This is a genomic window from Bacillus sp. FJAT-27251 (assembly GCF_001273925.1).
In the GTDB taxonomy this organism is placed as follows: domain Bacteria; phylum Bacillota; class Bacilli; order Bacillales; family Cytobacillaceae; genus Mesobacillus_B.
In genome coordinates this window covers 1,393,184-1,419,022 of record NZ_LIGG01000001.1, presented here as the reverse complement: position 1 = coordinate 1,419,022, position 25,839 = coordinate 1,393,184, and the positions used below count along the sequence as shown (strand labels likewise).

The following is a 25,839-nucleotide window of genomic DNA, read 5'->3' as shown; positions in this document are numbered from 1 at the left end:
ACGTTCTATTTGCCAGCGCATTTTCTATCTCCCGAATTCGCATTCCTATTGTCCGGTTCCGCGCTCCTATTGTCCAGATTCACTATTCTATTAGCCAAACTCCCCCTCCTATTTGCCACCTCCCCACTCCCTGACACAACAAAAACCAGCCCGGGGGCTGGTTTTCTCTTATTTACTGATACACATGCACAAATGGTTCATCCTGGTTTGGCTTGCGAACGATGAGTGCTTCCTGGCCGTTGACCGATGACACGCTTACCTGTACGGAAACGTAGGCTGGGAAGTGCTCCATCACGAGCCCGGTTACGTACTGGGTGAAGCCGATCGCTTCAGATTTCCCGTAAAACTGGATCGGAATATTGATGTTCAGGTCCTGAAGCTGGCCGTCAAGATAAAAGCCTTTGCCGACTACTCCGTTGAAATTAGGGAAGTATTCTTCCACGTCCTGCTTGAAGTTGGAAAACCATGTCATATCATCACGATGGTTTTGCTCCGCTTCGGAGGATGGAAAAAGAACATAATTTTCCCTGACTTCCTGCCAGCCTCCCAGGTTGCTGCTGCCCCGCGGTACCTCTGCATAGGCAAAGAAATTTCCGGGAGTCACGGAAGAACGGCTTTCCTGCTCAAATAAGGCAATCGTGATTGGAACATTCTTCAGCTCTTCCATCTGCCTTAGACGCTTCACGACTTCCCCGGCGATTTTTTTACCTTCCCGTTCAAGTTCAGCGTGATCTATTTTGGTTTCATAAACAGCTCCATAATCCTCAAGTCGATAATAATGGACGGAATTCAAAGCAAGGCCGATGACAACACCGCCCAGCTGGTAGGTGCCTTTTTTGCCGCTTACTTCCTCGAGGTAATTATGCTCAAGGATGTGGGCGAGGTAGATGGGATTTTTTTTATTGCGGTCATGAAGATCCCCTTTTCCTGGGTCAACCGGGTTCAATCCTACATTATCTTCCTCTTTCATTTCTTTGTCCTTTAGCTGTTCGGCTGTGTACTTGCGGGAAAGCCAGGAACCCACCGTCTTGCTGTCCAGGTATTGGCCTTCCTTGAATACATATTTATTTGTATCAAAACTGTTTTGGGCGATTCGCATCAGACCCGTTTCAAACTCATGGATATCGTACCGGGTGTTCAGGTTGTTCACGACCATGCCCCGCGCCTCGCTTGGCTCGAAAGGCATGATGGTCCGGTAGAAATTTTCCGAGATTTTATACTTTGGTATTATCGCTTTCTCATTGTTCTCATCGTCCTTTTCCTGGACGACCCGGTCTTCCTGCTGGAAATTCGGCGCGCAGGCCGACAGCAGCAGGACAACAGAAACAGCGGTCATTTGCAGCCACTTTTTCATGCCGTTTCCACCTCTTTCGATAGACCCTGGCATTTGATTCCTTCAACTGCCATGATAGCCTATTTATTCAATTCCTCAAGCAGTCTCTCTTCATCCCATACTTCAATTCCAAGGCTTTGTGCCTTATCCAGCTTCGAACCGGCATCGGCTCCGGCAATGACAAGATGCGTTTTCTTGCTGACGCTTCCCGCCACATTGCCGCCGAGGGCTTCTATCTTTTCCTTAGCCTCATTTCGGCCCATCTGTTCAAGCTTCCCTGTCAGCACAACGGTCTTGCCTGCGAAGAAAGAATCAGACTCTTCGGCAGCAACCGGCCTTGGGCCTTTGTATTCCATATTGACTCCGTCTATTTTCAGTTCGCCGATCAGTTCCCTAACCTCATCGCTGTCAAAGAAGGTGACAACCGAGTCGGCCATTTTATCCCCAATTTCATTGATCGCAACCAGCTGCTCGATGGATGCCTCCATCAGGCTGTCCATTGTGCCAAACTCCTGCGCCAGTGTCTTTGCCGCTTTAGCGCCGACAAGGCGGATTCCGAGGCCAAATACCAGCTTTTCAAGCGAATTGCTCTTCGAGGCCTCAATGGCGGCCAAAAGATTGCTGGCCGACTTTTCGCCCATCCGCTCAAGGCCCAGCAGCTGTTCTTTTGTCAATTTGTACAGATCGGCAACATCTTCAATCAATTTTTCAGCAAACAACTGGGAAATAACCCTTTCCCCCAGCCCATCGATATTCATGGCGCCACGGGAAACAAAGTGGATCAGACCTTCCCTGATCTGTGCAGGACATTTCGGGTTGATGCAGCGCAGGGCCACTTCCCCTTCAATACGGACCAACTCGCTTTCGCACTCAGGACAATGGGTCGGCATCGCGAACTCCACTTCATTGCCGGTGCGCTGCTCTGCCAGCACATTGACTACTTCGGGGATGATATCTCCCGCCTTCTTGATGACCACTTTGTCACCAAGCCTGATGTCTTTCTCCCTTATCAGGTCCTCATTGTGGAGGGAAGCCCTTTGAACCGTTGTTCCGGCCACCTGGACAGGTTCAAGAATGGCGGTTGGCGTAATCACACCAGTCCGGCCGACACTCAGTTCGATCTGCTTCAGGGTCGTGACCACTTCCTCTGCCGGAAACTTATAGGCGGTCGCCCAGCGAGGGCTCTTCACCGTCGTGCCAAGCTGGCGCTGCTGCTCCAGGGAATCCACTTTTATGACAATCCCGTCAATATCATACGGTAGATGCGGGCGCTTTTCGCCCCAGCTTCCGACAAACTGGATTACTTCTTCGATATTGGCAGCCTTCTGGCGCTCCTTATTCGTTTTAAAACCAAGTTTCTCCAGGTAATCAAGGCCGCCGCTATGGGAAGCGACTCCCGTTTCCCCAGGATCGGCAATGCCGTACAGGAAGATATCAAGATTTCTTGATGCTGCGATTTTCGGATCAAGCTGCCGGAGGGAACCTGCTGCCGCATTGCGCGGATTGGCAAATGGTTCTTCGCCCCTCTCCATCTTCGCTTTGTTGAGCTCTTCAAATGACCGCTTTGGCATGAAAGCTTCCCCGCGCACTTCCATTGTGACCGGCTCGCTCAGGCGGAGCGGTATGGAGCGGATTGTCCTTAAATTGGACGTAATATCCTCGCCAATGGTTCCATCGCCGCGGGTAGCCCCGAGAGCAAACAGTCCCGCTTCATAACGAAGGGTTACCGCGAGGCCATCGATTTTCAATTCACACACATAGGAAACATCGTCGCCAACAGCCTGGCGGACCCTGCGGTCAAAATCCCTTAAATCCTGTTCATTGAAGGCATTGCCGAGGCTTAGCATTGGGGAGGTATGCTCCACCTTCCTGAACATGTCAAGAATTTCTCCGCCGACACGCTGAGTCGGAGAGTCCGGCGTCCTAAGCTCCGGGTATTGGTTCTCGAGGTCGGCAAGCTCCCTCAGCAGCTGGTCATATTCCGCATCGGGCACGGATGGTTTATCAAGAACATAATATTCATAGCCATATTGATTCAAAAGGTTTTGCAGCTCTGCCGCTCTTGTTTCTGCTGTTTGACGATCCATAGATCCAGCCCTTTCCATGTGTTTTCAAGGTTTTTACTTTCCAGGTTGCATTATGCTTTCGTAATCGGCGCAAACTTGGCCAGCAGCCTTTTGATGCCGGTTGGGCTTGGGAACGCGATGTCCAGCTCGGTTCCTTCTCCGGAACCTTTTACGCTGACGACGGTGCCGACTCCCCATTTGCCGTGCTGGGCCTTGTCGCCCACCTTCCAGTCCAGCTCATCTCMGCCGGTGGAAGCCGCTGCCGGCCTTGTTACCGCAGCGCGCGGCTGGCGCGGCGTGCCAAACGGAGTGGTTTGTCCTCTTGAAGAACCATATGAACTTCCCCTTGATGCTCCTCCAAATGGAGATGCCTGCCTTGACGCAGCCTTCTGCCGGATTGCTTCATTTGCATTTTCCACCAATTCTTCCGGTATTTCTTTTATAAACCGGGATTCGGGATTCATGTTGGTGCGTCCAAACAAGGTTCGCATCTGGGCGTTGGTGATGAAAAGTTCCTCTTCGGCCCTGGTGATGCCTACATAGGCCAGGCGGCGTTCTTCTTCCATTTCCGCCTCTTCCATCAAGGAGCGGCTGTGCGGGAATACGCCTTCCTCCATTCCAATCAGAAAGACAACCGGGAACTCCAGCCCTTTTGCAGAGTGGAGCGTCATAAGGGTGACGGCTTCGCTGCTCTTCTGGCCATCTTCGTCCAGCTTGTCAATATCCGCAACAAGAGCCAGATCCGTCAGGAACCCGATCAGGCTTTTATCTTCACTGCTTTCTTCAAAGCTGTTGGTCACTGTTAAAAATTCATCCAGGTTCTCGAGGCGGCTCTGGGATTCAAGCGACTTTTCCGCTTTCAGCATATCCCTGTAGCCGGACTTTTCAAGGACTTCTTCGACAAGCTCCGTGACAGATAAAAAGTCCTGCATATTCGTATAATTGCGGATCATATCCCGGAATTCGGCCACTCCCTTGGCTGCTTTTGGACTCAGGCCGATCAGTTCAAGGCTTTCAAGCGCCTGGAACATCGAAAGATCATGCATCGCCGCAAAGTTGGCAATTTTATCGACCGAAGTTGCCCCTACGGCCCGCTTTGGTACATTGATGACCCGCTGCAGGGAGATGTCGTCATCCGGGTTGGAAATCAGGCGCAGATAAGCAAGGATGTCCTTGATTTCCTTTCTGTCATAGAACTTCGTGCCGCCGACAATGGTGTATTCAAGGTTCGACTTAAGGAAAGATTCCTCGATTACACGGGACTGGGCATTGGTTCTGTATAAAATCGCAATATCCGAAAGTTTTCGATTGCCCGAACGGACCAGCTCCTGGATTTTTCCGATGACAAACTGTGCTTCTCCCTGCTCGCTGTCCGCACGGTAGTACACAATCTTGTTCCCCTCGGCATTTTCGGTCCACAGATTTTTCGCTTTGCGGTTCAGGTTATTCTCAATGACTTTGTTCGCTGCAAGCAAAATCTTTTTCGTTGAACGGTAGTTCTGCTCCAGTAAAATGACGCTAGTATTCGGATAGTCTTTTTCAAAGGACAGGATATTGGCAATATCCGCCCCGCGCCAGCGGTAAATTGACTGGTCGGAATCGCCGACAACACAAAGGTTTTGGAACCGGGCCGCCAAAAACTTGACCAGCATATACTGGGCGCGGTTCGTATCCTGGTACTCGTCGACATGGATATACTGGAACTTGCGCTGGTAATATTCGAGCACTTCCGGAACACGCTGGAACAGCTGGATCGTGGTCATAATCAGGTCGTCGAAGTCCAGCGCCTGGTTCTTGCGCAGGCGTTTCTGATAATCTGTGTAAACATCTGCCACCACATTCGCGTAGTAATCGCCAGCGTTTTTGGAAAATTCCTCTGGTCCAATCAGCTCGTTTTTGGCTGATGAAATCGCTCCAAGCATTGCCCGCGGGTCGTATTTCTTCGGGTCGATATTCTTTTCTTTCAATATATTTTTAATAACTGACTGCTGGTCGCCGGTATCAAGGATGGTAAAATTGCGGCTGTACCCGAGGCGATCAATATTCCTCCGCAAAATGCGCACACACATGGAGTGGAACGTCGAAATCCAGATATCATCTGCGGCTCCTCCCATCATGCTTTGAATCCGTTCGCGCATTTCCCTGGCCGCCTTATTTGTAAAGGTAATCGCCAGAATGTTGTAAGGATTGACGCCTTTTTCGACCATTAAATAGCCGATCCTGTGGGTCAGCACCCGGGTCTTGCCGCTTCCTGCACCCGCCATCAGCAAGAGCGGGCCATCCGTTGTTTTCACAGCCAGCTGCTGCTGAGGGTTCAATCCGTTCAATAATCGGTCTGTTAAAAATTGCATATATCGCTCACCACCATACAAACATTTGTTCTTATTTTATCTCATGAGACTGCAGTCCGGCAACTCATCTTTGTGACGCGCCGCTTTGTTTTACTTGACCGCTTTTACCGTTTTCAATGCTTCTTCGAGGTTTTGATAAACAGAATTGCCGACTACAATGACGTCTGCGGCCTGGCTCATCTCTGCGGCCTGCTCCGCAGTTTCAATGCCGCCTCCATAAAAAAGCACGGTTTTATCAAGCGTGCTTTTCACGGCCTGAACCAATGAGGAATCTCCAAAGGAGCCGCTGTACTCAAGGTAAAAAATCGGCAGTGAAAACATTTTTTCAGCCATCATCGCGTATGCCCTTGCATCATCTATGGTCAAATTTGTGTTCGCTTTTGTCAGCTCCGCAGCTTTGCATTCCGGGTTAAGGATGCAATACCCCTCCACCATGACCTCATTCCAGTCCATCAGGTCGCCATATTCCTTTACCGCCTCCTGATGCAATCCTGTCACCCATTTCGGGTCCTGGCTGTTGAGGACCGTTGGAATAAAATAAAGATCAAAGCCCGGAGTGATGGCTTCGATGTCGGATACTTCCAGAATGCAGGGGACCGTATAGCGGCGGATTCTCGCCATTAAGTCAAGCACTCCTTCAAGCGTGATTCCATCGGTCCCGCCAACGATAATGGCATCGGTGCCCGATTCACAAATTCTCTCCAGATCCTCATCCGGGATTTCCTTATCGGGGTCCAGCTTAAACACGTGACGCCACTCGTGAAAATCGTACATTCTCAGGTTGCCTCCAATCTCTCTAATTCCATTACACCATTATAGCATTTGTTATAGTCAATCAAAAAGGAAAGGTGAGGAAAAAACGAAGGGGGCGGGAGGTGGGTAAACGATTGGTGTGGGAGCTGGGTTTCAGCGCAGATTTCGGGGATGGGAAGTGACGAAGGGCGTTGGGGCATTGGCTCAGATACTTTTTGGGGTGGGATGGCGGAAAACGGGCTCTGACAGAACAGCTCAGATACCTTTTTGGAGTGGGATGGCGGAAAACGGGTACTGACAAACCGCATCAGATACCTTTTTTGAGCAGGACCGGGCAAAATGGGCTCTGACGGGCCCCCTCAGATACCTTTTTTGGGACGGAACCGGGCAAAACGGGCTCTGACAGGCCCTCTCAGTTACCTTTTTTATGCGAGACCGAGCAAAGTGGTAACTGACAGGCCCTCTCAGTTACCTTTTTGGGCTGGAACCAGGCAAAACGGGCTCTGACAGGTCCGCTCAGTTACCTTTTTTGTGGAGGACCGGCAAAAACGGACACTGACAGACCTTCTCAGTTACCTTTTTGGGACGGATCCGGGCAAAACGGGCTCTGACAGACCCGCTCAGATACCTTTTTGGGCTGGAACCAGGCAAAACGGGCTCTGACAGGYCCTCTCAGTTACCTTTTTTGTGGAGGACCGGCAAAAACGGACACTGACAGACCTTCTCAGTTACCTTTTTTGGACGGATCCGGGCAAATCGGACACTGACAGACCTTCTCAGATACCTTTTTGGGCCGGGACCAGGCAAATCGGGCTCTGACGGACCCCCTCAGATACCTTTTTTGGGTGGGACAGGGAAAATCGGGCTCTGACAGACGCTCTCAGATACCTTTTTGGACCTGAACCTGACAAAACGGACACTGACAGACCTTCTCAGTTACCTTTTTGGGACGAAACCAGGTAAAATGGGCTCTGACAACCCCACCCACACCCCTTTCCCACCCAATCTTGCAAAAAATAGCCTCAGTCTCCACACCAAACCTTAAATCAAAAAAACCGAAGCGGCAATGGCCGCTTCAGCCTGTTACTCTTTCACTGTATTGGTTTCGTCTTCCTTGACTCGTTCGAGGGCCATTTCATAGGCATCGTTGCCATAGTTCAGGCAGCGTTTGACCCTGGAGATGGTTGCGGTGCTTGCGCCTGTTTCGGTTTCGATTTTATGGTAGGTGTTCCCTTCGCGGAGCATCCGCGCCACTTCAAGGCGCTGGGCCAGCGACTGGATTTCATTGACAGTACAAAGGTCGTCAAAAAAGCGATAGCATTCTTCCATATCTTTCAGGGACAGGATCGATTTAAAAAGCTGGTCCAGTTCCCTTCCTCTTAATTTATCGATTTGCATTCATTCTACCCCTTATATTCCAAATTAGCTGCGGTTATTCAGCTGCGAAAGCAACCTGCTCCACTGAGGGAACGATGTTGATCCATGTTTTTCCGGGTACAAATCCAGCCTGCTTGCCATCGATGAATGGCAAAATCCGGCCATTAACATTTTCCCATTGAACTTCATTCATGACCCCTTTTTGCAAGAGGTAGCCCCGGCCTCCCGAAGAAAGGCCAATGCTTCTCCTGCCTGCATCATCCAATACCTTGTGATCCATTTCCACAATAAGGATATTGTCCAGCAGCACCGGCTCCTTTGATTCCAGGTCGATGCTTTCTTCACCATCACTGTAACGATGGTATTTCCCTTGCTTCTGATTATACTCATATTGTACATCGAATGCTGGATTTCCGTAAGAAATCATGGCAGCCTCCGTCTTCTTCCCTTGCGGCTGTCCGTTCTCCCTGAAGGGCAGCGGTGCTGGAGCCGGGTCCATTTTGTAGCCCTTCTGGCCAGCGCCCTTTTCTATATTGTCAAAAGTAATGTATGAGTTGTGGGGCGCTTTGCGAAAGTCGGCCCGCTTAAACAGGGAGCCATCATACTGGATTCCGTTCAGCTCATCGATATAGCCGCTCGCCAGCATCTCCTTCGCCTGCGGGCTGTATCCATGGGCGACGAACAAGCTGCCATATCCCTTCGCCAGCTCAATAAAATATTCCCTCGCGCTTCGGACAGGACCTACCTTCTCCGGCTGTTCGCTCTCATATATCGCGAGGAACCTGGTGACTTCCCCTTCCGCCAGCACCTCGTACACAATGTCGGCTTTATGGAGCCCCGATTGCGGCCTTGCCTTCGGATGGTTGTTGACAATGACGGCTACGGCACGTTGCTCGGCCTCCGCTTTTGTTCCTACCCCGGTAAGCGGAAAGTGAAAAGCAAATTCCTCCTCTTTTACACTATCGGCTTTTTCATCGGACTGCCCGGGCTTCTCTATCGTTTCGTCCTTTTCCTGGCTGCATCCTTGCAGGAGCAGCAGGACAGCCGCCAAACTCGCTACCCATTTTTTCACGTGTAAACACCCCTAAGACTCTTCCCTGGCAATGCTCCTATTCTCTATATACTTTTATATTTTAACGCATTATCGTTGGAAAGAGTACCGTTTTCTTCATAACGTCATAAAAGCCCTGCTGGGTTACGCGGATATACGGGAGATGTGTGGAACAAAAGAAAAGCAAAGAGTAGATTGGATCTTCGAAATGATATCCCCTATCCTTCAAATAGGCGAACAGTTCCTTCTCCAGGCCCATCAGCTCCTCGACCGGCCTCGATGACATCAGGCCGGCCAGCGTCAGGGGAATTTCACACTCCACTTTCCCATTGTCGCAAATGACAATTCCTCCGCCCAATTCCTTCATCCTGTTAAAGGCATCCAGCATATCCCGCTTGCTTTTCCCGATCAGGATGATGTCGCCGGTGCTTGAAAATGAACTGGCAAGTCCCCCAAGGCTGTCGGCGAAACCTTTGAGGACAGTATTGACCCTCCATTTTCCATTGCGGTCCAGCAGCATGAAGAAGCATTCATCATGGTTGGCTGATAGCCTTTCCATTGAAACATCAATGGAAATCGTGTACGGTTTTGTGATGACGGAGTTCTCCATCTTGATTCCGAAGGGCATGGAAAACTGCATGTCATCCATATCAAGGCCCCAATCCATTACTAATGGATCAAATCCAAGCTGGCTCCAATCGGCTTTAGGAAAGCAATCCACCTTCTTCCCATCCCGCTTGACCCACTGGCCTTTCGCCAAAACGGAGACTGGCGTCGGGTCGTTTTTACTGGAAAGAAAGTTCAGGTTGGCGATCCGGCCGGTTGCGATATTGCCGTGAAGATGTTCGAAATCATAATAGCGGGCAATATTGATTGTTGCCATATTATAAGCATCGATTTCGGGTACACCGTGTTCCAACGCGATCTTAATCAGCTTGTCGGAAACTCCCTCTTCATAAAAAGCAGAGGAGGAACCATCCGAATTCAGCATAAATCGGTCATAGACGGCGATGTCCCGCTCATGTATTTCATCAAGCAGTCTTGGAAGGTCCGGACGGATGGAAGAATGGCGGAGCGAGACCATATACCCCTGCATCAGGCGGCGCTCCACTTCTTCACCCGTCATCGCTTCATGATCGCAATCGGCGCCAAAGAGCATCATCTTGGCAAGGGTCTTTTCGGAAGCTCCCGGGAAATGGCCCTCGATTTTTTTATTCATGCGTTTTGTTTCCTGCATCCAGTGCAGCATCATGTCATCGCCGTCCATAAGCTTCGGCCAGCCAGTCAGCTCACCGCCCTGGACCACACAATCATGCTCAAGCCAGGCTTTGATATTGCCATTTGAAAAAACGCTCTCCTCTTCCTGAATCTCCGACTGGCTGTCATAGCGGCACCACCAATACATGGAAACAGGGTGATGCTTCATTTCCTCAAGGAAAGAAAACGCTTTCCTTTTATTCAATTGCAAAGCAAGCACCATGTTGTCGTTGATTAGAGTGGTGGTTCCATGCTGCGATGCATAAGCTGCAAACGTTTGGGGATTATATAATTGAAACGGGTGCACATGCGGCTCGATATAACCAGGTACAATCACGCCTTCCCGGCAATCGATTATTTCACACTTATTTGTACGGGCCGGCAGTTTATCACCAACATACACGATTCGGTCTTTGTAAATCCAAATATTGGCCGTCATCCATTTGCGGAATGTCTGGTTTAAATAGGTTGCATTTTTCAACAGAATCGTCGGTGAAAGGGTGCCGTCCAATACGGCTGCATGGGCTCGTAGCTGTTTGTTTTTCCATCTGTAACGCTGTTCCATACGGTATTCCCTCTCGATCATATATCTTTTTAAGGCTATGCCTTTGCGGTCAGTAAAAAAGGGTTGCAAAAAGAAAGCCCTTACATTTATAGTAACATATTTTACGTTTTAACGCACTAAAGAATTTCCATTTCGTTGAAAATTGGAAGGAGGAGCGACTCCCATGAATGTCAGACCCAATATAGGAATCATCAATGCGCTTGTGCGCATCACTTGCGGACTTACCATGCTCAGCTGGGCTACATCCAAAATGGTCAAGCGACCATGGCGGGAATCATACCTGGTCGTTGCCTTTCTTGCTGCCATGAAAGTAGGAGAAGGCATTGTCCGCTACTGTCCGTTGACTGCCCTTTACGAAGAAGGACAGGAAATGATGGAGGAGAAACGTGACAATGACGAAGAACAGGACCAAATGATTCCTTATAATCCGACCTGAAGATTGAATAGAAAAAAGCCTGCATCGATGCAGGCTTTTTTCTATATTATGAAAGCACCCGGTTAATGGCCCGGGAGCCAATATCCTTTCGGTAAAACACACTTTCACATCGCAGTTTAGCGAGTTCCTGGTATACCTGGTCCTGTGCTGATTCAAGGGTATCTGCCTTCGCTGCAGCCAGCAGCACCCGGCCGCCGTTTGTTACAAAGGCTCCGGCTTCATTCCTGACGGTGCCAGCATGGAACACATACACATCAGAAAGTTCTTCCAGCCCGGCGAGTTCTGCTCCCTTTTCATAAGCTTCAGGGTAACCAGCAGCAGCGGCAACTACTCCAAGCACGGCCTGTTCATCCCATTCGATTTCAGGCTGTCCGCCCTCAAGCAGTTCCAAAATCACTGCTGCCAAATCCGATTTCATCCGCGGCAGCACGACCTGTGTCTCGGGATCGCCAAAACGGGCATTGAATTCAATGACCCTTGGGCCATCTTCCGTCTGGATCAGCCCTGCATACAATACGCCTGTGAAATTCCGGCCTTCGGCTGCAAGCGCACGCGCTGCGGGCTTGACAATGCTATCGACTGCTTCTGCCACCATTTTTCCATCAATGAAAGGAACCGGAGAATAGGCACCCATGCCGCCGGTATTGGGCCCTTTGTCGCCATCATGGGCGCGCTTGTGGTCCTGGGCAATCTCAAGGGGAACCACGGTTTCACCATTGACGAACGCCATCAGGCTGAATTCTTCCCCGGCGAGGAAATCTTCCACGACAACACGGGAAGAGGCTTCGCCAAACCTGGAATTCAGCAGCATCTCTTCAAGGGCACTGACGGCTTCCTCAATGGTCATTGCCACGGTAACTCCCTTGCCGGCAGCAAGTCCGTCCGCCTTAATGACAATCGGCGCACCCTTTGCCTGAACATATTCCTTTGCCTGGGCAAAGTCGGTAAAAACCTCAAACCCCGCGGTTGGAATCTCGTATTTATCCATCAGGAATTTGGCGAAGGACTTGCTTCCCTCAATCTCAGCCGCGGCCTTTCGTGGACCGAACACTTTGAGCCCCGCCTCGGCAAATCTGTCTGCCAAGCCTTCCAACAGCGGAACTTCCGGACCGATAATGGTCAAGCCAACTTCTTCGTTCTTCGCAAAATCAATCAGTGCTTCCTGATTGCTCTCCGCCAAATCGACGCAGACGGCGCAATCTTCCATACCAGGGTTACCTGGCGCCGCAAAGACGGTTTCCACCTGCGTACTTTCGCTCAATTTGCGGCAAATGGCGTGTTCCCGGCCTCCCCTTCCAATAACAAGGACCTTCATTCTTCCACCTCTTAACTTTTAGTGTTTGAAATGTCTTACTCCGGTAAACACCATCGCGATTCCGTACTCGTCTGCTTTCTTGATGGAATCCTCGTCACGAATGGAACCGCCCGGCTGGATGATGGCGGTAATTCCGGCCTTGGCCGCCGCTTCCACCGTATCGTCCATTGGGAAAAAGGCATCCGATGCGAGTGCAGATCCTTCGGCTTTCCCGCCAGCCTGCTCAAGGGCAATCTTCGCAGCGCCGACTCTGTTCATCTGCCCTGCGCCAATGCCGATGGTCGCATCTTTGCCGGCCACCACAATGGCATTTGATTTTACATGCTTAACAACCTTCCAGCCCAGCTTCAGCGCTTCCCACTCTTCTTCCGTTGGCTCGCGTTTGGTCGGCACGGAAACAGTCGCTTCCTCAAGCCCGAACACATCCTGGTCCTGGGAAAGCAGGCCTCCCTCTATCGACGTCAGCTTTCTTTCCTGCTGCTTGTCCTGTTCAAAAGGCAAAGTCAGCAGGCGAAGGTTCTTTTTGCTTTGTAAAATTTCCAGCGCTTCCGCACTGAAGGATGGAGCAATGATGATCTCAAGGAAGATTTCACGAAGCTTGCCTGCCGTTTCGGCATCCACCTCGGCATTAAACGCAATAATTCCGCCGAAAATGGAAACCGGGTCCGCGGCGAATGCTTTTGTGAAAGCCTCGTACGCGGATGCGCCGACACCAACACCGCATGGGTTCATATGCTTGACGGCAACCGCCGCCGGTTCGGAGAATTCCTTTACAATCTGCAATGCTGCATCGGCGTCATTGATATTGTTATAAGACAGTTCCTTGCCATGCAGCTGCTCGGCATTGGCCACCGAAAACGGAGAGCCAAGCGGCTTGCGGTAAAAAGCAGCTTTCTGATGCGGGTTTTCTCCGTAGCGCAATGTCTGCTTCAGCTCATATGTCACCGTCAGCTTTTCCGGGTTTTCCTCCCCTGCGAGCTTGGTCATATATTCCGCAATCATGGCATCATAGGACGCTGTATGGCGGAATACCTTTGCCGCCAGCCTGCGGCGGGTTGCTGCCTCTGTGCGGCCGCTTTCTCTGTACTCGTTCAGGACGGTCTGGTAATCTTCGGGATCCACAACGACTGTTATGTATTCATGGTTCTTTGCCGAAGCCCGAAGCATCGCCGGTCCGCCGATATCGATGTTTTCAATCGCTTCTTCCACAGAAACGTCCGGCTTGGCAATCGTCTGCTGGAATGGGTAAAGATTCACACATACCAGTTCGATCGGCGTAATATCATGCTCCTCAAGCTGCTGGCGGTGGTTCTCCTCGCCAGCCTTTGCAAGGAGGCCGCCATGGATTTTTGGATGAAGAGTTTTCACCCGCCCTTCCAAAATTTCAGGGAATCCAGTCACTTCACTGACGCCGACAACAGGCACACCGCCTTCGGCAAGCGCCTTTTTGGTTCCGCCGGTCGATACGATTTCAAACCCAAGCTGTTCAAGCTCCCTGGCGAACTCCACAATTCCATTTTTGTCTGATACTGATAGTAAAGCTCTTTTCATCATAATGCTGCCTCCTTCTGTCCGTTCAAAAGCCTCTCCACAACGACTGGATATAATTCATGTTCCACACGCTGGATTTTAGCCTGGAGCGACTCTTTCGTTTCACCTGGCTCTATATCGACGCTTCGCTGGGCGATCACCTCGCCTGTGTCCATGCCGGAGTCGACATAGTGGACGGTCACTCCGGTTTTTGCGACCTTGGCGGCAAATGCCTGGCCGATGGCGTCCTTACCGGGAAAAGCCGGCAGAAGCGAGGGATGGATGTTGATAATCCTGCCTTCATACGCTTTTAGCAGAGTCGGCCCAATCAGGCGCATATAGCCCGCAAGCACAATAAAGTCAATCTCCAGCTTTTTCAGCTGCTCCAATATTAGCATCTCATAGGCTGCCTTATCCATAAAGTCCTTCGTGTTAAAAATAAAGAAAGGCACTTCCGCCCTTGCCGCCCTGTCAACAGCAAAAGCCCCCGGACGGTCACAGACAAGCAAACTGATTTCAGCGTTGAGCGTTCCCGCCTGCACGGCATCAAGGATCGCCTGGAAGTTGCTGCCGTTCCCAGAAGCAAAGACAGCTACTTTTTTCATATTGCGCCTCCAGATGGGCTGACCTTTACTCCAGTCTCTCCGGTCACCCTTCCAATGACGGAAGCCCGCTCCCCGCAGCTTGTGAAGTGTTCCATCACTGCTTCAGCCTCATCCTGTGATACGGCGACCACCATGCCAATGCCCATATTAAAAATATTATACATTTCCTGCCGCTCAAGCCCGCCAGTCTTCTCCAGCAGCTTGAACACAGGCTGGATTTCCCAGCTGCCTTCCTCGATGACTGCACCCAGCCCTGCCGGGAGCATTCTTGGGATATTCTCTACAAATCCGCCGCCAGTGATATGAGCCATCCCTTTCAGGCTGAATTTCTTCAGGGCTGCAAGCAGGGGCTTCACATAAATCCTGGTCGGCTTCAAGAGTTCTTCGCCAAGCGTGCAGCCCAACTCTTCAACAAACTGATCGAGCTTAAAACCGCCTTTTTCGAGGAAAACCTGTCTTACAAGCGAATATCCATTGCTATGGATCCCGCTTGAGGCCAGGCCGATCAGCACATCCCCCTCTTGAATGCGGCTTCCGTCCACGATGGCCGATTTTTCGCATGCCCCAACCGCAAAGCCGGCAAGGTCATATTCCTGGGGAGCATACATGCCTGGCATTTCGGCCGTTTCCCCGCCGACAAGGGCGCAGCCAGCCTGCTCGCAGCCATCCGCGATCCCTTTGACAATATCCTCAATCCGGGAGGGCTCCGCTTTTCCGCAGGCAATATAGTCGAGGAAGTACAGCGGCTCTGCTCCCTGGACCACGATATCATTGACGCACATTGCAACAGCATCAATGCCGATGGTCTCATGCCGGTCCATCATGATGCTAAGCAACAGCTTCGTCCCCACGCCATCCGTACCTGAAACAAGAACAGGCTCCTTCAAGCCCAGGCTCGAAAGGTCGAACATTCCGCCAAACCCGCCAAGACTGCCAAGGACTCCTTGCCGTGCCGTCCGTTGAACATGCTTCTTGATCCGTTCCACTGATTCATATCCTGCTTCGATATCCACACCTGCCTGCTTATAGGCATTCGCCATCTTTACAACCTCCAGTTTTCAGCTTGAGTGCTCGTGTTGCCCCTAACATGCATATCGTTATCGATCAGCATTTCTCGGCTTCGCGTACTTCGGGGTAGATTTCGGTTGGGTATTTCCCTGTAAAACAAGCAAGGCATTGCCCTCCTGTTTCCCCAATGGCCGCAGCCGTTCCCTCGACGCTTAAAAACGTGAGCGAATCGGCACCAATAATCTGCCGGATTTCCTCGACTGATTTATCGGAAGCGATCAATTCCTCGCGGGACGACGTATCGATTCCGTAAAAACAAGGATTTTTAATCGGCGGGGAGCTAATGACCACATGAACCTCGGCGGCTCCCGCCTCTTTCAGCATATTGACAATCCGCCTGCTGGTCGTGCCGCGGACAATTGAATCATCTACCATGACAACCCGCTTCCCTTCGACAACGCCGCGCACAGGAGACAGTTTCATTTTTACCCCTTGTTCCCTCAGTGACTGCGAAGGCTGGATAAAGGTCCGGCCAACATACCGGTTCTTGATCAAACCCAATTCATATGGAATCCCGGTTGCTTCCGCATAGCCTATTGCCGCGGATATACTTGAATCCGGCACCCCGGTCACCACATCCGCTTCAATCGGCGCTTCTGCAGCAAGCTGTTTTCCCAGGTTTTTGCGGGCTTTATGAACATTGACGCCGAGTATGTTGCTGTCCGGCCGTGAAAAATAAATATATTCCATTGCACACATCGCCCTGTTGGACGCAACAGAGTAGATCTCCGACTGAAGCCCATTTTCATCGATGATCAGTAATTCCCCGGGAAGCACATCACGAATAAATTCTGCACCAATAATATCAAAAGCGCAGGTTTCCGAAGCGACCACATAGGCATCACCCAGCATGCCAAGGGAAAGCGGCCTTAAACCGTTCGGGTCAAGCGCGACCATCATTTCGTTCTCGGTCATAATCAAGAAGGCATACGCGCCTTTTAGCATCGTTAAAGCATTTTTTACCTGATCGCGCAAACGCGGGAAACCGCTTCTTCTGATCAGGTGGGCCAGCACTTCTGTATCCGAACTGGTCTGGAAGATGCTTCCCTGTGTTTCGAGCTGGTGCCTGAGCTGGGTCGCATTGACAAGGTTCCCGTTATGGGCCAGCGCCAGGCTGCCTGTTTGCGAGTGGAAAAGCAACGGCTGTACATTTTCATATCCGCCGCCTCCTGCAGTCGCATACCGGTTATGCCCGATGGCGCCTGTTCCCGACAGCTCGCCAATGACGTCAGCGGTGAACACTTCGGTAACAAGCCCCTCTCCTTTGGCTCCAGTGAGCTTCTTGCCGTCCGTGGTCACAATCCCCGTTCCTTCCTGGCCGCGGTGCTGCAGGCTGTGCAATCCGTAGTAAGTGATCTGGGGAGCATTTTCATGTCCCCAGACCCCGAATATACCGCACTCTTCGTTTAAACCCTTTAATTCAGCAAGCATGGAATGGCTCCTTTCCAGGCCTCTTTCATTTGTTTTACACCAACCTCAACGGCCTTTTCACCATTGACGGAAATTTTTAATACCGGTGAATCTGTCACTACGCCGATCTTCACGGCATCTGTATTTCTTTCAAACTCTGCCTGATGCTCTGGTTTTACCGACAAAATAAAGCGGGACTGCGACTCGCTGAATAAGGCTGACACCGCATCCCCTTCAAGACTGACTTCGGCTCCAAGGCCTTCTGAACTGATTGCACATTCTGCTAATGCAACGGCGACTCCGCCTTCTGCTACATCATGCGCCGAAGCGACAAGGCCCGCCTGAATGCTCGCCAGGACTTGCTTCTGGTTCTTCGTTTCAACTTCAAGGTCAAGACCCGGCGCTTTGCCAAAAATTTCGCCATGAAGCAGTTTCTGCAGCTCGCTGCCGCCAAATTCAGGTTTTGTTTCACCAAGAAGATAAATGGCGTCTCCTGCGGCCTTAAAGCTTTGGGTGGTCACATCTTCAAGCTTGTGCACCAATCCGACCATTCCAATGACTGGTGTTGGATAGACAGCCGTCCCGTTTGTCTCGTTGTTTAATGAAACGTTCCCGCTGATGACCGGGGAATTGAAGGCACGGCATGCTTCACTTATGCCATCGGCCGCTTTTTCCAGCTGCCAGAAGATTTCCGGATTTTCCGGATTACCAAAGTTCAGGCAATCGGTAATGGCCAGGGGTTCGGCACCTGAGCTGACGATATTCCGCGCCGCTTCAGCTACAGCAATCTTGCCGCCTGTCTCCGGATCAAGGTAGATGTACCTTGAGTTGCAGTCAGTCGTCATCGCCAATGCTTTTTCCGTGCCCCTGATCCGGACAACCGCAGCATCGGAACCTGGAGCCACCACTGTATTGGTTCTCACCATATAATCGTACTGGTCGTAAATCCATTCTTTGCTGGCAATCGTAGGCTGCTTTAAAAGAGTTAAAAGCGTTTCTTGCACATCTGCCACTGCTGGAACTTCATTCTCTGTGGCCTGGAATTCACGGAAGTATTCAGGTTCCCTGGATGGCTTGTAATAGACTGGTGCCTCCTCGGCAAGGGCATCGGCAGGAACATCGGCCACAATTTCGCCATTATGGATAAGGCGGAGCATCTTATCGTCGGTTACCTTCCCGACCGCAACGGCTTCAAGTCCGTATTTTTCAAAAATAGTGGTGATTTCCTGTTCCCGTCCCTTTTTAACAACAAGCAGCATGCGCTCCTGGGATTCGGAAAGCATCATTTCATAGGCTGTCATGCCTGTTTCCCGCTGAGGCACAAGGTCAAGGTACATTTCAATCCCGGAGCCTGCTTTGCTGGCCATTTCTGCTGACGAGCTTGTCAGGCCGGCTGCCCCCATGTCCTGGATGCCCACGAGTGCATCACTTTTGACCACTTCAAGGCAGGCTTCAAGGAGAAGCTTTTCCATAAACGGATCGCCAACCTGAACAGCAGAGCGTTTTTCTTCCGATTCTTCCGACAATTCCACGGAGGAGAAAGTTGCCCCGTGAATGCCGTCACGTCCTGTCTTGGCTCCAACATACATAACGGTGTTGCCAACGCCATGCGCCTGGCCTTTTTGGAGGTCTTCATGATTGATGAGACCGACACACATCGCATTGACGAGCGGATTCCCTTCATAGCAAGGGTCGAATTGTACTTCGCCGCCAACAGTCGGGATGCCGATGCAGTTTCCGTACCCAGCGATACCTGCGACTACTTCTTCAAACAAGTATTTGCCGCGAGCCGATTTTAATTCTCCGAACCTCAAAGAGTTCAGCAGGGCAATAGGCCTCGCTCCCATGGAGAAGACGTCACGGATGATTCCGCCTACACCTGTGGCTGCACCCTGGTACGGCTCAATGGCGGATGGATGGTTATGGCTTTCGATTTTGAAAACAACTGCCTGGCCGTCGCCGATATCAACGACTCCGGCTCCTTCTCCCGGCCCCTGGAGAACACGTTCACCGGTTACGGGAAATTTCCGGAGGACAGGCTTGGAGTTTTTATAGCTGCAATGTTCAGACCACATGACGGAGAAAAGCCCAAGTTCCGTATAGTTCGGCAGGCGTCCAAGAATCTCTTCAACCTGCTTGAACTCGTCATCCGAGACCCCAAGCTCGCGGTATACCTTTTCTGACTTAATTTGCTCTGGACTTGGCTCAAGCTTTAACTGCATGTGATTCCCTCCATTGTTTGACAATCGATTTGAATAGGTTCAGGCCGTCAGCTCCGCCTAAAAGCGGGTCAACTGCCCGTTCCGGATGCGGCATCATCCCAAGGACATTGCCCTGTTTATTGACGATTCCGGCAATGTTTTCAAGGCTGCCATTAGGGTTATTCTCATAAGTAAACACGATTTGGTTGTTTTGCTTCAAAGTGGAAAGGGTCTCCTCGTCACAGTAATAATTCCCTTCCCCATGGGCAACCGGAATTTGGACAACTTCACCTTTTTCGTAAGATGAGGTGAACATCGTTTCATTGTTTTCAACACGGAGGCCGACTGGGCGGCAGATAAATTTCAGACTTTCGTTTCTGCGCATGGCACCCGGAAGCAATCCTGCTTCAAGAAGGACCTGAAATCCATTGCACACTCCCAAAATGGGCTTACCATCTTGTGCGGCCTTGATGACTTCCTTCATAATCGGGCTGAATCTGGCAATCGCCCCGGTACGGAGATAATCGCCAAAGGAGAATCCTCCCGGAAGCAAGATCGCATCATATCCTTCAAGGCTGACGGCATCATGCCAGACGTATTCCGCTTCTTCACCAAGTTCATCCTTAGCGGCATGGTACATATCAACATCACAATTGGAGCCTGGAAAAACGATCACGGCAAATTTCACTGTGCTACACGCTCCTCAACCTCGTAAGTGTAATCCTCAATTACTGGGTTGGAGAGAAGGCGTTCGCACATCTCCTTCACCGTTTCATCAAGATTGGCGACAGATTCAGAGATTGTCAGTTCCATATACTTTCCGATACGGACATCCTGGACATCTTCGTACCCCATTGAGTTCAAGGACCTTTTAACTGTGGTTCCCTGTGGATCCAGGACACTTTCTTTTAACGTGACAAACACCTTTACTTTATACATGCATTTTTCCTCCCAATCGTTCCAGTATAGTTTGATATGCTTGTGTCAAATTCCCCAAATCACGGCGGAATACATCTTTGTCCAGCTTCTCGTTCGTTTTTATGTCCCAGAGGCGGCATGTATCCGGTGATACCTCATCAGCGAGTACGATGTTTCCAGCCTCGTCCTTGCCAAACTCAAGTTTAAAATCAACCAGACGAACGCCAATTTCTTCGAATAATGCGGATAAGGCCTTGTTCACTTCCAGCGCCCGCTCTTTTAAGCTGGCAACCTCGCTGGCAGTGGCAATCCCGAGGATGTCAATATGGTCATCTGTGATGAGCGGATCTCCCAATTCATCATTTTTAAGGCAGAATTCAATCAGGGTGCGCTTCAGCTTTTGTCCTTCTTCAAGGCCTAGGCGTCTGGAGAAGCTTCCGGCTGCCATATTACGGACAACCACTTCCAGCGGTATGATATCGACCTTTTGGACAAGCTGTTCATTTTCGGATATTTTGCGGATAAAATGCGACTGTATGCCATTTTCTGCAAGCTTCGAAAATAGCAGGCTGGTAATCTCGTTATTCAACCGTCCCTTGCCGGCAATCTGTGCTTTCTTTTCGCCATTGAAAGCTGTTGCCGAATCCTTGTATTCCAGCCAGACGGTATTTTCTTCACTTGTGCGGTAAACCCGCTTGGCTTTCCCTTCATACAACAGTTCTTTTTTCTCCATTTTTACCGCTCCCTCGAATAAGAAGATTAGGAATATTCAGTCTGAGTTTAATCTGAAAAGGCAAGGAATACTGCCTTTTCAATTGTTTTTTTGTAAAAGGCAGGAAACCTCCTGCCTTCTATTCAGATTTACAGACCAAGCCTTTCAAAAATGGCGTCCACATGTTTGATGTGGTAGTTATAATCAAAACAATCTTCAATTTCATCTGGTGACAGCAGCGCTGATATTTTCTCTTCCTCTTCAATCAGGCCGCGGAACGGCACTTGCTTTTCCCATGCTTCCATTGCTTTAGGCTGGACGGTGTCATACGCTTCTTCGCGGCTCATTCCTTTTTCAATCAGGGCCAGCAGGACGCGCTGCGAATAAATCAGGCCCAGCGTACGGTCCATGTTCCGCTTCATGTTTTCCGGATAGACCGTCAAGTTTTTAATGATGTTGCCAAAACGGTTCAGCATATAGTTAAGGGCAATCGTTGCATCAGGCAGAATGATCCGTTCTGCGGAGGAATGCGAAATATCGCGTTCATGCCAGAGCGGAACGTTTTCGTAGGATGTCATCATATAGCCGCGGATGACGCGTGCCAATCCGGTCATGTTTTCCGAACCGATAGGGTTGCGTTTATGCGGCATGGCAGATGAGCCTTTCTGTCCCTTGGCAAAGAACTCTTCCACTTCACGTGTCTCGCTCTTTTGCAGACCGCGTACTTCCACAGCGAACTTCTCGATGGAGGTCGCAATCAGAGCAAGGGTCGACATGTAGTGGGCATGGCGGTCGCGCTGCAGCGTCTGCGTGGAAATCGGAGCTGCCTGCAAGCCCAGCTTTTCACACACATACTTTTCAACGAACGGGTCGATATTGGCATAGGTGCCTACTGCCCCGGAGATTTTACCGAATTCCACTCCTTCTGCAGCTTGGCGGAATCGCTCAAGGTTTCGTTTCATTTCCTCGTGCCACAATGCGAGCTTTAGGCCAAATGTAGTTGGCTCGGCATGGACCCCGTGTGTGCGGCCCATCATGACTGTGTATTTATGCTCCTGTGCCTTATTTTTAAGAATCTCGACAAAGCGGACAAGGTCGTTTTCAATAATGGCATTTGCCTGCTTGAGCAAGTACGAAAGTGCCGTATCGACCACATCAGTTGAAGTCAGGCCGTAGTGGACCCACTTCCGTTCATCGCCGAGCGTTTCCGAAACTGCCCTTGTAAAAGCAACGACATCATGGCGCGTCTCTTCTTCAATCTCTTTGATCCGGTTGATATCGAAAGAAGCGTTCTCCCTGATTTTCTCTACATCTTCTTTAGGGATATCCCCCAATTGTGACCAGGCTTCGCAAGCAAGGATCTCGACTTCAAGCCATGCCTTGAATCTGTTTTCTTCCGTCCAGATAGCGCCCATTTCGGGTCTTGTATAACGATCGATCAATTTATTTCCCTCCGATCTTCTCTGCTTCCGTATTCCATACCCCGCTGCTGTCTGCCTCATTGACCGCCTGTTCGACATTGTCGCGCAACAGGGTTACGTGGCCCATCTTCCGTCCGTATTTGGCTTCTTTTTTTCCGTAAAGGTGGATTTTCCAGTCCTGGAGGGAACCGGCTTTCTCAAGCAGCCTCTCTTGGTGCTGGCCAAGAATATTGACCATTACCGCCGGCTTCAGCAGGTTGGTGCTGGCAAGATGCCAGCCTGCCACCGCTCTGATATGCTGTTCAAACTGGGATGTCTCGCATGCCTCGATTGTGTAGTGCCCCGAGTTATGCGGCCTTGGCGCCAGCTCGTTTATGTAAATCTGTTCATCATCGGTCAGAAACATTTCCACAGCCAGCGTGCCGGTCAGCTTCAGGGCCTCAGCCAGCTGTTTGGCTTTCCTGATTGCCTTTTCCTCGGCAGCCGCGCTAATCCTTGCCGGTACAATCGTCTGGTGAAGGATATTATTTTCATGGATGTTTTCCGCAACCGGAAAGACCTCTGTTTCACCAGCAGGATTCCGGGTGATGATGACGGAAATTTCCTTCTCGAACGGAATCCACTTCTCCAATACACATTGGCCTTGCTTCACCAGGTCCTCGGCTCCCTTCAAGTCGTCATGATGGCGAATGACGAGCTGGCCTTTCCCATCATACCCTCCCCTGGCCGTCTTCAGGACCGCCGGCAGGCCTGTTTCTTTGATGCCTGAATGGACATCTTCAAGCTGATTGATAATGGTGTAAGGTGCAACGTCCACTCCTGCTGCCTGGATGGCTGCTTTTTCAAGGGTACGATCCTGGGTAATTCTCAATAGCTCGGTGCCTTGCGGGACATAAGCTTGGGCCTCCAGCCATTCCAGCGCCTCGGCACTGATGTTTTCAAACTCGTAGGTGATAACTTCACTTTTTTCAGAGAGCTGTTGTATGGCCTTCAAATCGTCATAGGCTCCAACAATCTGCTCATCGGCGACCTGGCCGCAGGGACAATCCTCAGTAGGATCGAGTACCACGACACGGAAACCCATTGCCTTGGCTGCCAGCGTCATCATCCTGCCAAGCTGTCCTCCGCCGATGATACCTATAGTCTGTCCCGGTAGAATAAGGTTAGCCAAGTTGATCACTACTTTCCATAACCGCTTTTTTTGTTTCTTCCCTTAATGCTTCCAGCCGATCGGCGATTTCCCCATCACTTACCGACAGGATTTGAGCTGCCAAAAGACCGGCATTTTTTGCCCCCGCACTGCCGATCGCCACTGTCGCCACTGGAACGCCTCCTGGCATTTGGACGATGGACAAGAGCGAGTCGAGACCGTTAAGAGCCTTCGACTGCACCGGGACGCCGATGACAGGAAGTGTCGTTTTGGCTGCGACCATTCCAGGCAGGTGAGCGGCTCCGCCCGCCCCGGCAATGATGACCTTTATTCCTTCCGCACGTGCAGTTTCTGCAAATTCAAACATCAGCTCCGGTGTCCGGTGTGCTGAAACTACTTTTTTTATATAAGGTATCTGAAGCTGGTCCAGAACCGTGCAAGAATGCTTCATAGTCTCCCAGTCAGATGTACTTCMCATAATAACGCCAACCGTGGCCTCCATTTTCTCATCCCCTGTTCCCCTGAGGTAAAATAAAACCCGGACAGAATCCTTCTCTAAAGCTGGAGAGAAAGCAGTCTGTCCGGGCTGATGACAAAGAAACCATCCCCAGGCACCATCCTGGGCATATCTCTTTTCCCTTCCATATAAAAACCACTTCCCCTCATAGTCCAATAATTTACGGTCATTGGGTAGAAACTCATGGGCCATATCCCCATTATTATATGAAGGAAAATCTACATTTAATTAATTCCACCTACATCTTAGCAACAGTTTCGGCATTTTGTCAATCAATAATCGAACAATAGGTATTTCCAGTATGATAATGTTCGTATTTTAGCGCCTAGCTGTTTTAAAGGAATCCAGGCTTTTTCAAACGCCCGAATATGCGGGGGCTGAAGGTTCTTCCCCCATTGCATTCTTCATTCGGCCGGCTTTGCCTCAAACAGGATTTGCCTGCCTGCCGGCTCGTATTCTGCAACGCCGTCCTTAATGACTTCTTTAAAAATAGGCTTCTCAATTCTCCGGATTGGCGTATACCCCTCTTTGCTGATCCGGTCAAGGCACTCGCTGAGTGTCTCATTTTCACCCACTTCAAACATCATCTTCCTGTTACTTTTGGCCATTGAACAGCCTTCCCCTCCTTACATTCTTCACCCAGAAACCGCCATGTATTGTTTTTGGTTCATAGGCGATGATAAATGCTTTGGGGTCCTGCTCTTTAATCTGCTGGTACAGCTTCAATTCAAACTTCCGCGGTGTCAGGATTTGCAGTGCCATACGGTCCCCTTCAAGCCCATTTGCCGCCCAGCTTGTTACTCCATATCCCTGCGCGCGCAGCACTTTTGGCAGATCCCTGTCATATTCCTTTGTAATCACATTAACGGTTATGTAGCCGAGCGCAAGCTTATCCTCAATCTTCATCCCGACAATAACCCCCAGCCCGTAACCAACCGCATACGCAACCAGGTTTTGTATCTGATTCAGATTATCCAGAACAAGCCCAAGGCCAACAACGTAAATAACGACCTCGACAGTACTTATGGCTGCAGCCATATAGCGCTGCCCTTTCAGGGTAAGGATCATCCTGATGGTAAAAAATGATACATATACAATGTTTATGATGAGAATGATAGCCACCATGATAAAACTATTCTCAAGCATTCCATTCCCTCCTTCTAATGACGCAATACAACTTATATTCACAGAAAAGCCAGGGTTTGTAAAGACAGTTGCCCATATTGCGACAATAGTCCTTATAGTATGTTTTCCTATTTTTAATAGGTTAAAACTATGTGGTGCAGGGGGACGGTTCTCGTGCCCTCAGTTAAGGTGGTGCGACCTGAAATGACTTGTAAAATTATGGTGTTTGTAGAGTAAACGGGGGATTTCGTAGAGTAAAATGCAGAAAGCGTAGAGTAAAACCCATAAATCGGAGAATAAAGCGGGTAAAGTGTAGAGTAAATTAAATTGAGAGATTTATTAAAATGGATTTCTACATGGAAAATGGCTATTTTTTACATAAGCGGCCTCCGTTTCTACAGATTTTTTGATTATTTCTGCACCGTTAGGGAGAATATCGACATAATTCATCCCGATATCTACATTTCCTGATTTTTTTATTTAAAAACAAGGCTCTGTTATTATCCATTGTTGATTCCCAAAGAGGCATGAGAATTATTAATGGGAGAATTTCCGGCTATTGTACGCAGAGGCACCATAAGAAACAGAAATAGGGGGAGAAATTCCCCTTATCTTCTCAAAAGAGGGCAAAATTCATGATTCTGATCCCTATAACCGGAAAAACTCCTTTTATTTTAA

Annotated in this window: 22 protein-coding genes and 1 riboswitch; of the genes, 1 reads left to right on the top strand and 21 read right to left on the bottom strand. The window is 50.1% G+C overall.

Annotated features, from left to right (window positions below; all coding sequences use genetic code 11):
* Positions 1 to 172: 172 nt before the first annotated feature.
* From ADU22_RS06690 to ADU22_RS06660, 7 genes are all read right to left on the bottom strand, one after another.
* Positions 173 to 1,354, bottom strand: a complete 1,182-nt coding sequence (locus tag ADU22_RS06690; protein ID WP_053361454.1) for a CamS family sex pheromone protein — start codon at positions 1,352 to 1,354, stop codon at positions 173 to 175.
* Between the two features lie 59 nt (positions 1,355 to 1,413).
* Positions 1,414 to 3,420: an NAD-dependent DNA ligase LigA gene (ligA, locus tag ADU22_RS06685; protein WP_053361453.1), complete on the bottom strand. Its 2,007-nt coding sequence runs from the start codon at positions 3,418 to 3,420 to the stop codon at positions 1,414 to 1,416.
* A gap of 50 nt (positions 3,421 to 3,470) precedes the next feature.
* Positions 3,471 to 5,750, bottom strand: coding sequence for a DNA helicase PcrA (gene pcrA, locus ADU22_RS06680; protein WP_053361452.1), 2,280 nt, complete (start codon positions 5,748 to 5,750; stop codon positions 3,471 to 3,473).
* A gap of 90 nt (positions 5,751 to 5,840) precedes the next feature.
* A complete protein-coding gene (pcrB, locus tag ADU22_RS06675) occupies positions 5,841 to 6,524 on the bottom strand; it encodes a heptaprenylglyceryl phosphate synthase (protein ID WP_053361451.1) in 684 nt (227 codons plus the stop codon).
* A 1,062-nt stretch (positions 6,525 to 7,586) separates the two neighbouring features.
* Positions 7,587 to 7,901 carry a YerC/YecD family TrpR-related protein gene (locus ADU22_RS06670; RefSeq protein WP_046526041.1) on the bottom strand — a complete coding sequence of 105 codons (315 nt, stop codon included), beginning with the start codon at positions 7,899 to 7,901 and terminating at the stop codon, positions 7,587 to 7,589.
* A 34-nt stretch (positions 7,902 to 7,935) separates the two neighbouring features.
* Complete coding sequence (locus ADU22_RS06665; protein ID WP_053361450.1) at positions 7,936 to 8,952, bottom strand: DUF3048 domain-containing protein; 1,017 nt, start codon at positions 8,950 to 8,952, stop codon at positions 7,936 to 7,938.
* A gap of 61 nt (positions 8,953 to 9,013) precedes the next feature.
* Entirely contained in the window at positions 9,014 to 10,753 is a 1,740-nt protein-coding gene (locus tag ADU22_RS06660) for an adenine deaminase C-terminal domain-containing protein (protein WP_053361449.1), read from the bottom strand.
* A gap of 163 nt (positions 10,754 to 10,916) precedes the next feature.
* On the opposite strand from ADU22_RS06660, the gene ADU22_RS06655 reads away from it, so the two are divergent.
* Complete coding sequence (locus ADU22_RS06655) at positions 10,917 to 11,189, top strand: YgaP family membrane protein (RefSeq protein ID WP_053361448.1); 273 nt, start codon at positions 10,917 to 10,919, stop codon at positions 11,187 to 11,189.
* Between the two features lie 46 nt (positions 11,190 to 11,235).
* Here ADU22_RS06655 and purD read toward each other — a convergent pair whose 3' ends face one another.
* From purD to ADU22_RS06585, 14 genes are all read right to left on the bottom strand, one after another.
* Positions 11,236 to 12,504: a phosphoribosylamine--glycine ligase gene (gene purD / locus ADU22_RS06650; RefSeq protein WP_053361447.1), complete on the bottom strand. Its 1,269-nt coding sequence runs from the start codon at positions 12,502 to 12,504 to the stop codon at positions 11,236 to 11,238.
* An 18-nt stretch (positions 12,505 to 12,522) separates the two neighbouring features.
* Positions 12,523 to 14,058, bottom strand: a complete 1,536-nt coding sequence (gene purH / locus ADU22_RS06645) for a bifunctional phosphoribosylaminoimidazolecarboxamide formyltransferase/IMP cyclohydrolase (protein WP_053361446.1) — start codon at positions 14,056 to 14,058, stop codon at positions 12,523 to 12,525.
* Positions 14,055 to 14,639, bottom strand: a complete 585-nt coding sequence (gene purN, locus ADU22_RS06640; RefSeq protein WP_053361445.1) for a phosphoribosylglycinamide formyltransferase — start codon at positions 14,637 to 14,639, stop codon at positions 14,055 to 14,057. The genes purH and purN overlap by 4 nt, the downstream gene beginning before the upstream one ends.
* Positions 14,636 to 15,679, bottom strand: coding sequence for a phosphoribosylformylglycinamidine cyclo-ligase (gene purM / locus ADU22_RS06635; protein ID WP_053361444.1), 1,044 nt, complete (start codon positions 15,677 to 15,679; stop codon positions 14,636 to 14,638). The genes purN and purM overlap by 4 nt, the downstream gene beginning before the upstream one ends.
* A 64-nt stretch (positions 15,680 to 15,743) precedes the next feature.
* Positions 15,744 to 17,138, bottom strand: coding sequence for an amidophosphoribosyltransferase (gene purF / locus ADU22_RS06630; RefSeq protein ID WP_053361443.1), 1,395 nt, complete (start codon positions 17,136 to 17,138; stop codon positions 15,744 to 15,746).
* The gene (gene purL, locus ADU22_RS06625; RefSeq protein WP_053361442.1) at positions 17,123 to 19,339 is read right to left on the bottom strand and encodes a phosphoribosylformylglycinamidine synthase subunit PurL; all 2,217 of its coding nucleotides are present in this window, start codon (positions 19,337 to 19,339) and stop codon (positions 17,123 to 17,125) included. Before purL ends, purF begins: the two co-directional genes overlap by 16 nt.
* Positions 19,323 to 20,006: a phosphoribosylformylglycinamidine synthase subunit PurQ gene (gene purQ, locus ADU22_RS06620; protein ID WP_053361441.1), complete on the bottom strand. Its 684-nt coding sequence runs from the start codon at positions 20,004 to 20,006 to the stop codon at positions 19,323 to 19,325. Before purQ ends, purL begins: the two co-directional genes overlap by 17 nt.
* On the bottom strand, positions 20,003 to 20,257 hold the full coding sequence (gene purS / locus ADU22_RS06615) for a phosphoribosylformylglycinamidine synthase subunit PurS (protein WP_053361440.1): 255 nt from the start codon (positions 20,255 to 20,257) through the stop codon (positions 20,003 to 20,005). Before purS ends, purQ begins: the two co-directional genes overlap by 4 nt.
* Complete coding sequence (gene purC, locus ADU22_RS06610) at positions 20,250 to 20,969, bottom strand: phosphoribosylaminoimidazolesuccinocarboxamide synthase (protein ID WP_053361439.1); 720 nt, start codon at positions 20,967 to 20,969, stop codon at positions 20,250 to 20,252. The genes purS and purC overlap by 8 nt, the downstream gene beginning before the upstream one ends.
* A 128-nt stretch (positions 20,970 to 21,097) precedes the next feature.
* Positions 21,098 to 22,390: an adenylosuccinate lyase gene (gene purB / locus ADU22_RS06605; protein ID WP_053361438.1), complete on the bottom strand. Its 1,293-nt coding sequence runs from the start codon at positions 22,388 to 22,390 to the stop codon at positions 21,098 to 21,100.
* A gap of 1 nt (position 22,391) precedes the next feature.
* Positions 22,392 to 23,546 carry a 5-(carboxyamino)imidazole ribonucleotide synthase gene (gene purK / locus ADU22_RS06600; RefSeq protein ID WP_502688758.1) on the bottom strand — a complete coding sequence of 385 codons (1,155 nt, stop codon included), beginning with the start codon at positions 23,544 to 23,546 and terminating at the stop codon, positions 22,392 to 22,394.
* Positions 23,533 to 24,021 (bottom strand): 5-(carboxyamino)imidazole ribonucleotide mutase, encoded by a 489-nt coding sequence (gene purE / locus ADU22_RS06595; RefSeq protein ID WP_053361437.1) that lies wholly within the window; start codon positions 24,019 to 24,021, stop codon positions 23,533 to 23,535. The genes purK and purE overlap by 14 nt, the downstream gene beginning before the upstream one ends.
* A gap of 143 nt (positions 24,022 to 24,164) precedes the next feature.
* Positions 24,165 to 24,266: riboswitch (purine riboswitch) on the bottom strand.
* Between the two features lie 174 nt (positions 24,267 to 24,440).
* Positions 24,441 to 24,644, bottom strand: coding sequence for an NETI motif-containing protein (locus ADU22_RS06590; protein ID WP_053361436.1), 204 nt, complete (start codon positions 24,642 to 24,644; stop codon positions 24,441 to 24,443).
* Complete coding sequence (locus ADU22_RS06585) at positions 24,631 to 25,182, bottom strand: DUF2179 domain-containing protein (protein WP_053361435.1); 552 nt, start codon at positions 25,180 to 25,182, stop codon at positions 24,631 to 24,633. The genes ADU22_RS06590 and ADU22_RS06585 overlap by 14 nt, the downstream gene beginning before the upstream one ends.
* Positions 25,183 to 25,839: the final 657 nt, after the last annotated feature.

Bases quoted from the DNA above. Each gene is read 5' to 3' on its own strand.
- purM (WP_053361444.1), bottom strand. From the start codon at position 15,679: ATGGCGAATGCCTATAAGCAGGCAGGTGTGGATATCGAAGCAGGATAT.
- pcrB (WP_053361451.1), bottom strand. From the start codon at position 6,524: ATGTACGATTTTCACGAGTGGCGTCACGTGTTTAAGCTGGACCCCGAT.
- ADU22_RS06660 (WP_053361449.1), bottom strand. From the start codon at position 10,753: ATGGAACAGCGTTACAGATGGAAAAACAAACAGCTACGAGCCCATGCA.
- ADU22_RS06590 (WP_053361436.1), bottom strand. From the start codon at position 24,644: ATGGCCAAAAGTAACAGGAAGATGATGTTTGAAGTGGGTGAAAATGAG.
- purF (WP_053361443.1), bottom strand. From the start codon at position 17,138: ATGCTTGCTGAATTAAAGGGTTTAAACGAAGAGTGCGGTATATTCGGG.
- purH (WP_053361446.1), bottom strand. From the start codon at position 14,058: ATGATGAAAAGAGCTTTACTATCAGTATCAGACAAAAATGGAATTGTG.
- ligA (WP_053361453.1), bottom strand. From the start codon at position 3,420: ATGGATCGTCAAACAGCAGAAACAAGAGCGGCAGAGCTGCAAAACCTT.
- purD (WP_053361447.1), bottom strand. From the start codon at position 12,504: ATGAAGGTCCTTGTTATTGGAAGGGGAGGCCGGGAACACGCCATTTGC.
- purS (WP_053361440.1), bottom strand. From the start codon at position 20,257: ATGTATAAAGTAAAGGTGTTTGTCACGTTAAAAGAAAGTGTCCTGGAT.
- purN (WP_053361445.1), bottom strand. From the start codon at position 14,639: ATGAAAAAAGTAGCTGTCTTTGCTTCTGGGAACGGCAGCAACTTCCAG.
- ADU22_RS06690 (WP_053361454.1), bottom strand. From the start codon at position 1,354: ATGAAAAAGTGGCTGCAAATGACCGCTGTTTCTGTTGTCCTGCTGCTG.
- purL (WP_053361442.1), bottom strand. From the start codon at position 19,339: ATGCAGTTAAAGCTTGAGCCAAGTCCAGAGCAAATTAAGTCAGAAAAG.
- ADU22_RS06585 (WP_053361435.1), bottom strand. From the start codon at position 25,182: ATGCTTGAGAATAGTTTTATCATGGTGGCTATCATTCTCATCATAAAC.
- ADU22_RS06670 (WP_046526041.1), bottom strand. From the start codon at position 7,901: ATGCAAATCGATAAATTAAGAGGAAGGGAACTGGACCAGCTTTTTAAA.
- purC (WP_053361439.1), bottom strand. From the start codon at position 20,969: ATGGAGAAAAAAGAACTGTTGTATGAAGGGAAAGCCAAGCGGGTTTAC.
- ADU22_RS06655 (WP_053361448.1), top strand. From the start codon at position 10,917: ATGAATGTCAGACCCAATATAGGAATCATCAATGCGCTTGTGCGCATC.